We start from the raw sequence: 7,968 nt of genomic DNA on the forward strand, positions 1-7,968 counted from the left end.
CATAGCGGCCGCAAAGGCTGTCTCACGCGGTATCGGTCACTTCGGCGGCCTCAACCGCGGTGAAAGCTTGGTGAGTCCCAGTTTCTCCAGCTGACCCGAGATCTCCGCGAGCCCGGCGTCGAACCGGTCCAGCTCCACGCCACGGCCGGACAGGCCATCGCGGACGTGCTTCTCGACCTTCGCCCAGTCGTTTCGGTACTCGGTGGCCAGTTCCTTCCACGGCACACCGGCCAGCTCCCCGGCAAGACTCTTGTCGTAGGTGAGCACGCCGCGCTCCATCAGGTACGCGATGCCCGGGTACCCGAGGTATCCCTGCCAGTAGGACCCGTTGTCGTTGGCCGTGATCGACCCCGCGGCCGGATCGTGGCCGACGTCGTAGGTCTTGGCCTTGTCCGACGACACGACACGCGCCGTGTCACCGTCGATCTCGACCCGCCCGTCGGCCACCGCGCCGAGCGCCTCGTAGATCTTGATGACCGGGGACGGCTTCCATTCGGCGGCCACTCAGCCCTCCAGCCTTTCGAGCAGGACGACGTCCACGGTGTCGCCCTCCTCCTTGCCGATCGCCTTGCGCACTTCGGCCTTCACCGGGAGCTTGTGCGTGCCGTCGCCCAGCGCCATGAACGAACTCCGGAACGCGTGCCCGTCGATCGTGCCGCGCACCTTCACCAGCCCCTTGGTGCCGAAGAATTCGGCGGAGCCGGGCATGACCACGTACGTCCAGCCGCCCTTCTCCGGGCTCTTGAGCAGTGTCGCGGTGAACTGTTTGTCCATGGCAGCACCCTACGACGGGGCACCGACGAAACCGGGCTTCAGAGGGCGACACGGATGCGGACGCGGCGGCCGACGTCGCGCGCCCAGGCCCGGATCGACGGCCAGTCGCGGAAGTCGCCGGCCCAGGGGCCCATGGCCATGATCTTCCAGAGCAGGCCGCGCGCGGTGGACGGCGTGAGCCTGCCGCCGAAAGTGGCCGTGCGCTCGGCGTCGATCCTCGCGGCCAGCAACGCGACCCCCGCGGGGAGGCTGACCCGTTTGCCCGCGGCGAACGGCCCGCAAGGCCCGCTGTGGAACAGCCAGACCGGCCGGTTCCGGAGCGCCTCTTCGTGTTCGGTGAGCAGGCGAACCGCCTCCGGCCGCCAGCGCCGGTGATGCAGCGCGCTCCCGACGATCACCGCGCCGTAGGGTTCGACGTCCTCGACCTCGGCGGCGTCCAGCAGATCCGCCGTCAGCCCGCCTTCCCGCAGCTCGGCGACGATCACCTCGGCGATCTCCCTTGTCCCGCCGGATCGGCCGGCGTGAGCGACGAGCACTGCGGTCATGCCTCCATTGTCCGCACGGCCGCAACCCAGGCCACCGTCCAGCCTATCGACACGCCGCATCCGGCTCACCTCTTCACCCGTCTGTGCCCTACCCGGGAGGCAGGAACGCCGGTCTCGCGGCCGGATCGGGTTCGTCGTAGTAGCGATGGAACACCGCTGTCTGCCCGCCGGACAGCGGTGGGACGATCCAGCTCCACTCCGCCTGGCAACGGCGGCCCGCGCGCTCTTCCTTGGCGATATGCGTGAGGAACCGCCGCGATTCGGTGTGGTGGTCGGCGACGGTCACGCCCGCCGCGTCGAAGGAGTGCTGGACCGCCAGCGTCAGTTCGACCAGCGTGCGGTCACGCCACAGGGTGCGCTCCGATTTCGTCGACAGGCCCATCAGGTCCGCGATCACCGGCAGCAGGTCGTAGCGGTCGCTGTCGGCCAGGTTGCGCGCGCCGACCTCGGTGGCGAGGTACCAGCCGTTGAACGGCGCCGCGGGGTAGGTGATCCCGCCGATGACCAGCCGCATGTTGCTGATCGCCGGCACCGCGTGCCAGCGCAGCCCGAGGCCCGCGAACCAGCGGTGGTCGGGATGTGACAACGGGACCTCCAGCACGGCGTCCGACGGCAGCCGGAACAGCTGCCGGTCCCCCGATTCGGCTTCGATGAGCAGCGGGAGGACATCGAAGGAACCCTTGCGCTCAGGCGGGCGCCAGCCGTGCTCCCGGACGATCTCGGTGAAGCCGGCGTGGCGCGGATCGCCCAGGACCGAGCCGTCGCTGAGCCGATATCCGGCGTACCGGATGAGCTGGTCGTTGTGGATCTTCGGCCCGGGTTTCGCCGGGCCGTCCGGCGCGAACACGGTGATGGTCGAGCGGATCCGGCCGTCCCGGGTCGCCTCCCGCAGATGGGTGAAGCACTCGTCGGCGATGGCGTCGGCGCCTTCGACATCACGACGGTCCCGCACCTTCAGCCCCTGCCAGTACAGCCTGCCGATGCACCTCGCGGAGTTCCGCCAGGCGACCCTGGCACCGAACTCGACCTCGGCCGCGGTGTGCCGGTAGGTCCCGGTCTCGTCGATCTCGGCACGGACCCCTTCGAGCCGCTCAGGCAGCCGCACGGCCCCGCCGTCCGTCTCGGCGTGGAAGAGCCGGAGGAAGTCCTCCGCCTCGGCCACGTCCACGCTCCGTCCCCGTGACTTCACCTCCGGAGGCAAGCGAGGGATGTCGGTCACCCGCATGGAGGCCGCCGATACCTCGGCCTCCCACTCTCCGAATTCGACGCCGGCACCAGCGGCGGGAACGATCACCATTCCTCCTGCGCTCGGGAATGCCCGGAGGATCATGCCTGATCGGCGAGATGGCCGGGTCCGGACCAGACGAAAGACGATACCCCACAGAAAGACGAGGACGATCCGCCAAACGGCAGAAGCCTCGCTCGCGATGACATTTCAGCAGGCAGAGAGCTTGCCGACGACAATATTTGGAATTGAGTAGGACTTCGCGGGATATTCACCGAATTACGTCACCCGAAATGATCACGCTTACCCAAGATCACTTTTATGATCGTTGTTCATCACTCTTTCGAGCGTATTTCTCCGTCCACCCTTCTCCTCTTTCCCCAGACCGGTGTATTGACCCACCTCGACCATCGCTAGAGTGCGAGGATCCCGGCGGAAAGGAAAATCGTGGTCGACAGGCGGATTCCGGTCATCCTGGTCGCGGGCTTCCTCGGCTCCGGCAAGACCACGCTGCTCAACCACCTGCTGGCCAACCGCCAGGGTGCGCGGATCGGCGTCGTGGTCAACGACTTCGGGAGCATCGCGGTCGACGCGATGGCCGTTTCCGGCCAGGTCGACACCATGATGTCGTTCGGCAACGGCTGTCTCTGCTGTGCCGTCGACGCGAGCGGCCTCGACGCCATGCTCGCCAAACTTTCCGAGGCCGAGGCCGGCATCGACGTCATCGTGATCGAAGCCAGCGGGCTCGCCGAACCGCGTGACCTCATCCGCCTGATGATCGCCAGCGAGAACCCCGCCATCGCCTACGGCGGCCTCGTCGAACTCGTCGACGCGGCCGAGTTCGAGGCGACCAGGAAACGGCACCCGGAACTGGACGAGCACCTCGGGTTCGCCGACCTGGTCGTGCTCAACAAGACCGACCGGGCCGACGAGGACGCCCTGGCCAAGCTGCGCGGCACGATCGACGAGATCGCGCCCGGCACGCCGGTGATCGCGACGTCCCACGGCCGGATCGACCCCGCGCTGTTCTTCGACACCCAGCCGCGTGAACGGGCGGGCCAGCTGTCGTTCGACGACCTCCGCGAGGAGGAGCACGACCACGAGCACCACTTCCACACCGCGTACGACAGCGTCGCCTTCACCACCGAGCGGCCGCTGGACCCGCGACGGCTGATGGACTTCCTCGAACAGCGCCCCGCCGGGATCTACCGGATCAAGGGCTTCCTCGACTTCGGCCCGAACGGCCCGCGATCCCGGTTCGGCCTGCACACGGTGGGCTCGTTCATCCAGCTGGAGCGGTCGTCGTGGCCGTCCGGGCAGACACGCCGGAGCGAGCTGGTGCTGATCGGCTCCGGGATCGACACGGAGGCCGTCACCGCGCGCCTCGAAGCATGCGTCGCGGACGATCCCGAAGTCGTCGACGAGCGGGGAATGCTGCGCGTCCTGCGGTTCATCCAGGACTGATCCGACACGCCGAAAGGCCCCGGAATACCCGGTATCGCCGCGCGCCTCCTTGACACTGGTCGGCGGAAGGAATCTCGAGCTGGACCACCTGTATCGGGAGGACAGTTCCATGACGAACACCGCCGGACGCTGGTATCTCGTCGGCGCGCTGCCGGAGGACTCCCCCGCCGCGCACCTGATGACCCGCTCCGAAGACCTGCGCTACCGGCGTTCCGCCTGCGGGGACAAGGAATCCCGGCTGTGGACGCCGGTGGATCTCACCGGTACCGACGTCGCCCCGTGCCCACGCTGCGCCGCGACCCTGCCGGGCCACCGCTCCACCCGCAAGGCCGAACCCGCCGTGAACACGCAACTCGCCTTCGACCTACCCCTCTGACCGCGTTTCGTCCTCTGGATGCGGTAGTTGCGCGTGCAAGGACCGCATTCAGAGGACTAAATGCTCTCTTTCTTGGCCCTGCTCGGCGCCACCCGGGGCGGCTCGTTCGGCATCTTCGGGTAGACGGGTGGCCAGGGCGCGTCCATGAGCCCGTTCTCCATGTCCTTCCGGGACATTTCCAGCAGCGGCTCGATCGACTGCGGTTTCGTTCCCTCCCAAGGGTCTCCGCGTTCGGCGAGGCGAGCGGGCACAGTGGACAAGGTCAGCTTGTCCGGTTCGACGGTCTCCAGTTCGTCCCAGCCGATCGGCGTCGACACCTGCCCGCCGACCCGCGGCCGCACGCACCACGCGCCGAACACCGTCTTGTGCGGCGCGTTCTGGTTGAAGTCGACGAACACCCGGGAGCCGCGTTCTTCCTTCCACCACTGCGCCGTCATCTCCTCCGGGTGGCGGCGCTCGAGTTCGCGGGCGAGCGCGACGGCGGCCGCGCGGACCTCGTAGCCGTCCCACTTCGGTTCCAGCGGAACGTACAGATGCAGACCGCGTGAGCCCGAAGTCTTGATCTGCGCGGTGATACCCAGTTCGTCCAGCAGCGCCTTCGTCAGGACGGCACCGTGCCTCAATTCGGGGAAACCGATCCCCGGCGACGGGTCGAGGTCGACGCGCAGCTGGTCACTGATGTCCGGCGCGTCGGCCCGGTTCGGCCAGACGTGGAACCCGAGGCAGCCCTGGTTCACCGCCCAGATGACGTGCGCGAGGTCCTTCGCCACGAGCGCGTCCGAAGTGGTGCCGTTCGGGGTGGACACGACCGTCGTGGTCAGCCAGTCGGGCGCGTTCTTCGGGACCCGCTTCTGGAACCACGACTTCCCGCCCGCGCCGTCGGGATACCGTTCCAGCAACAGGGGCCTGCCACCGAGTTGCGCCAGCAGCGGCTTCGAAACCGCGCGGTAGTACTCGACCAGGTCCAGTTTGGTCTCGCCGTTCTCCGGGAAGTAGACCTTGCCCGGATTGGACACCGTGAACTCGACGCCGTCGAGGTCCAGCGTGACCGGTTCCGACTTCATGCTTCCCCCAGCTCGGTGAACAACGTGGCCAGCTCGGCGGGCGGGACCTCTTCGAGTTGCGCGTACGTGCACGAAGCCGGTTCGCGGTCGGGACGGAAGCGCACCAGCCTGCCACCGTGGCGGAACCGCGTGCCCTCGACGTGCTCGTAACGGACCTCGGCGACCCATTCGACGCGGACCGGCTCCCAGCTCAGGTCCTTCTGCGGCGCCCATCGGCTGCCCGCGCCCGGCATGCGGCCGCCCGCCTCCTCATGGGCCTCGGCCCACTCGCGCCAGGGGTGGTTCTCCAGCGCGTTCTCCCGCAGCGGCGCGAGCTCGTCCACCAGCTCACGACGCCTCGCGGCGGTGAAACTGCTGGCCACGCCCACGTGGTGCAGGACGCCTTCGTCGTTGTAGAGCCCGAGCAGCAGCGAACCGACGCCGACACCGTCCTTGTGCCACCGGAACCCGGCGACGACGCAGTCCGCGGTCCGCTGATGCTTGACCTTCCACATCACCCGCTTGTCCTGTTCGTACGGTGCGTCGGCGGGTTTGGCCATCACGCCGTCGAAACCCGCGCCCTCGAACCGGGTGAACCAGTCCTGCGCGACGTCGGGGTCCTCCGACACCGGGGTGAGATGCACCCTGGCGAACTTCGCGTCGACGACGCTTTCGAGCAGCTTCCGCCGCTCCCCGAACGGTTCCGGCGTCAGATTCCGGTCGTCCAGGGCCAGCAGGTCGAACACCACGAAACTGGTCGGCGTCTCCGCCGCCAGTTTGTTCACCCGGGACGCCGCCGGGTGCAGGCGCAACTGGAGCGCCTCGAAATCGAGCCCGCCCTCGGTGACCAGCACGATCTCGCCGTCGACGACGCACCGCTCGGGCAGCGCCTCCTTGAGCAGCTCGACCAGCTCGGGGAAGTACCTCGTCAACGGCCTGTCGTTGCGCGAGCCCAGCACGACCTCGTCACCGTCGCGGAAGACCACGCAGCGGAAGCCGTCCCACTTCGGCTCGTACAGCAGCCCCGGCGTGCGCGGCAGTTCATGCACGGCCTTGGCCAGCATGGGCTTCACGGGTGGCATCACGGGCAATTCCACGAGGTGATCCTAAGCCGGACCACCGACAAAAGCGCGGCGTCAGAGCTCCGCAAGCAGCAGTCCGCTGCGCGGTTTCGGCGTGAAATAGGTGGCCTTCCTCGGCATCCGCAGCCCGGCCGCGTGCACGGCGAGCACCTCCGCGTACGGGACCGGGGCCAGCAACACCACCGCGTCCGCGTCTTCGGGCACCGGGACTCCCGGCAGCAACGGCCGCACCTCCGGCCCTTCCGGATCGACGCCGAGCGCCTCGCGGAGCAGCACCTGCTCGACCACGGCGTGATCGCCGCCCGCCCTGCCGAGCACGACCCGGAAGGCCGACGCCCCCGCCACCACGGTCACCTCGCCCGCTTCGGCAGGCGGCCTCGGCGGCCCGGGATGCACGTCGAACCCCGACTCCGTCCATCGCCGGACCAGCGTCTCCGCGTCGAGACCGGTGCCGGCGAGCACCCGGTGGATGGGCCCGATCCGCAGTCCCGGCCCGCCGGTGACCAGCGCCAGCAACGCGCCCCGCCCCGACTCCGCGGCGGCCGCGACCCGGTGATTGCCGTCCGCGACCAGGAGATCCAGCTCGTCCAGGGTCGCCAGCAGCTCGTCCTGGTCGTCGCCCGGACCGGCCAGCCACAGTTCGTGCTTGCGGCCCACCCCGTCCACTGTGGACAGTGTGGGCACCTGCCCCCGGCAGATCCGTTCGATGAGCGCGGTCAGCTCACGGCCGCCGGTCGCGGGGACCAGCATGGCGGCGCTCGTGGCGACGCCGAGTCCGGCGAGCATCGCGGCCCGCTCCTCGACGACGTCCGGATAGACGTCCTCGGTGTGCCGGACCCGGGTCACGCCGTCGTCCCGGACCGCCGCGGGATCGACCAGGCACAGCACGCCCAGCGCGACCCCGTCCGGCCCGTCGATGCGATACGGCGCGACGACGGCGGTGACCGGGCGATAGTGCCGCTCCCGGATCCGCTCGAAGGTCGCCCTGGCCTGCGGCAGCGCCGCCTCGATCGAGAGTCCGCCCGCCAGCGCGGCCGGGGTCCTGGCCGGATGCTGGACCGCCAGCAGGCTGTCACCGCGCGCGCCGGCGAGCGCGGCGGCGACCCGGTCCGGGTCGGCGAACTCGTCGACGTCGGGCCCCGGGACGGCGTCGCGGACAACCCAGCCACGGTCGATCGGGCGGATCCAGGTGCTCATCCGATCCATTTTGCGGGATACCTCACGGAAAAAATCGGTCCCATGACCGGGCGTCTCCGTGGAATGCTTACCCATGCGAAGCAGTTGACGCCTTTCATGAGTACGAGGAGACCGCCACAGATGACCACCCCGGCCCCGGTCACCGCGAAGGAAGGGGTCGGTTTCCGCTCCGAACGCGGCCCTGTCCTGATCGCCGTGATGCTGTGTTCCGGCCTGATCGCCCTCGACTCGACCATCATCGCGACGGCGGTGCCCTCGGTGG

9 protein-coding genes are annotated in these 7,968 nt (G+C 68.9%); 2 read left to right on the top strand and 7 right to left on the bottom strand.

The annotated features are described in order from the left end of the window. Nucleotides 1-36 precede the first annotated feature (36 nt). From ACFOSH_RS30115 to ACFOSH_RS30130, 4 genes are all read right to left on the bottom strand, one after another. A complete protein-coding gene (locus ACFOSH_RS30115; protein ID WP_378242567.1) occupies nt 37-504 on the bottom strand; it encodes a hypothetical protein in 468 nt (155 codons plus the stop codon). Beyond that, nucleotides 505-774 carry a DUF1905 domain-containing protein gene (locus tag ACFOSH_RS30120; RefSeq protein WP_378242569.1) on the bottom strand — a complete coding sequence of 90 codons (270 nt, stop codon included), beginning with the start codon at nt 772-774 and terminating at the stop codon, nt 505-507. Nucleotides 775-812: 38 nt separating this feature from the next. Next, the gene (locus ACFOSH_RS30125; RefSeq protein ID WP_378242571.1) at nt 813-1,319 is read right to left on the bottom strand and encodes a flavodoxin domain-containing protein; all 507 of its coding nucleotides are present in this window, start codon (nt 1,317-1,319) and stop codon (nt 813-815) included. Nucleotides 1,320-1,407: 88 nt separating this feature from the next. Beyond that, nucleotides 1,408-2,616, bottom strand: coding sequence for a nitric oxide synthase oxygenase (locus tag ACFOSH_RS30130; protein WP_378242573.1), 1,209 nt, complete (start codon nt 2,614-2,616; stop codon nt 1,408-1,410). A 375-nt stretch (nt 2,617-2,991) separates the two neighbouring features. Here ACFOSH_RS30130 and ACFOSH_RS30135 point away from each other — a divergent pair, with 375 nt between their 5' ends. Then, on the top strand, nt 2,992-4,008 hold the full coding sequence (locus tag ACFOSH_RS30135) for a CobW family GTP-binding protein (protein ID WP_378242575.1): 1,017 nt from the start codon (nt 2,992-2,994) through the stop codon (nt 4,006-4,008). A 109-nt stretch (nt 4,009-4,117) separates the two neighbouring features. Continuing rightward, a complete protein-coding gene (locus ACFOSH_RS30140) occupies nt 4,118-4,384 on the top strand; it encodes a hypothetical protein (RefSeq protein WP_378242577.1) in 267 nt (88 codons plus the stop codon). A 56-nt stretch (nt 4,385-4,440) separates the two neighbouring features. On the opposite strand, the gene ligD is transcribed toward ACFOSH_RS30140, so the two are convergent. The 3 genes from ligD to ACFOSH_RS30155 are packed head-to-tail and all read right to left on the bottom strand — an operon-like array spanning nt 4,441 to nt 7,715. Beyond that, on the bottom strand, nt 4,441-5,448 hold the full coding sequence (ligD, locus tag ACFOSH_RS30145) for a non-homologous end-joining DNA ligase (RefSeq protein ID WP_378242579.1): 1,008 nt from the start codon (nt 5,446-5,448) through the stop codon (nt 4,441-4,443). Continuing rightward, nucleotides 5,445-6,524, bottom strand: coding sequence for an ATP-dependent DNA ligase (locus ACFOSH_RS30150; protein WP_378242581.1), 1,080 nt, complete (start codon nt 6,522-6,524; stop codon nt 5,445-5,447). The genes ligD and ACFOSH_RS30150 overlap by 4 nt, the downstream gene beginning before the upstream one ends. A gap of 39 nt (nt 6,525-6,563) precedes the next feature. Then, complete coding sequence (locus ACFOSH_RS30155) at nt 6,564-7,715, bottom strand: DUF1015 family protein (protein ID WP_378242583.1); 1,152 nt, start codon at nt 7,713-7,715, stop codon at nt 6,564-6,566. Nucleotides 7,716-7,968 lie beyond the last annotated feature (253 nt).

The organism is Amycolatopsis speibonae (assembly GCF_042647925.1).
In the GTDB taxonomy this organism is placed as follows: domain Bacteria; phylum Actinomycetota; class Actinomycetes; order Mycobacteriales; family Pseudonocardiaceae; genus Amycolatopsis; species Amycolatopsis speibonae.